The 887-nt window shown below is 58.7% G+C and carries 1 rRNA gene; it reads right to left on the bottom strand.

Going from position 1 to position 887, the window contains the following annotated elements:
• Positions 1-544, bottom strand: a 23S ribosomal RNA gene (locus tag KBX37_RS33960); the annotation flags it as partial.
• Positions 545-887 lie beyond the last annotated feature (343 nt).

Below are 887 nucleotides of genomic sequence, written 5' to 3'. Positions count from 1 at the left end.
GTCCGCTATCGGTCACCAGGAAGTATTTAGGCTTACCAGGTGGTCCTGGCAGATTCACGGCAGATTTCAGGGGTCCGCCGCTACTCGGGAACACCCACAGAAGGTCAGCAACTTTCACCTACCGGACTTTCACCGTCTACGGTCAGCCATTCCAGACTGTTCGACTAGCCACTGACTTTGTAACTCCTCGAACAAGTGTCAGCTTGTTCAGCGGGGTCCCACAACCCCGACCACGCAACCCCTGACAGGTATCACACGCAGCCGGTTTAGCCTCAATCCGCTTTCGCTCGCCACTACTCACGGAATCACTAAATTTGTTTTCTCTTCCTACGGGTACTGAGATGTTTCACTTCCCCGCGTTCCCTCCATACACCCTATGTGTTCAGGTGCAGGTGACACCACATGACTGGTGCCGGGTTTCCCCATTCGGACACCCTGGGATCACAGCTTGGTTGACAGCTCCCCCAGGCCTATCGCGGCCTCCCACGTCCTTCATCGGCTCCTGGTGCCAAGGCATTCACCGTTCGCCCTTGACAACTTGACCACAAAGATGCTCGCGTCCACTGTGCAATTCTCAACAAACGACCAACCCACAACCCGATCCGCCCCACACCAAACCCGGCGATCCGCCGGCGGTATGCAGGGCCAGGCCATGCCTGGCAGACTCCCGAAGCCTCAGCCTCGGACCAGTCTCTGAAAGACAACCCAGGGGTTGTTCTTTCAGGACCCAACAGGGTGCTTTACATCCGTGCCCAGCCGCACCAGGACCCCGTTCCCACCACCGAAGTGGCTGTACTAGGAGGAACCCGGCCGTTGCCAGGACCAGACTCGCCAGTGTCTCCGCCATTGAGCACCCCGACCCGACATTCGCGGGCCGCGGGCTCCTT

It is taken from the genome of Micromonospora sp. U56 (genome assembly GCF_018070095.1).
GTDB lineage: Bacteria > Actinomycetota > Actinomycetes > Mycobacteriales > Micromonosporaceae > Micromonospora > Micromonospora purpureochromogenes.
This window is presented reverse-complemented; position numbering and strand designations above follow the sequence as displayed.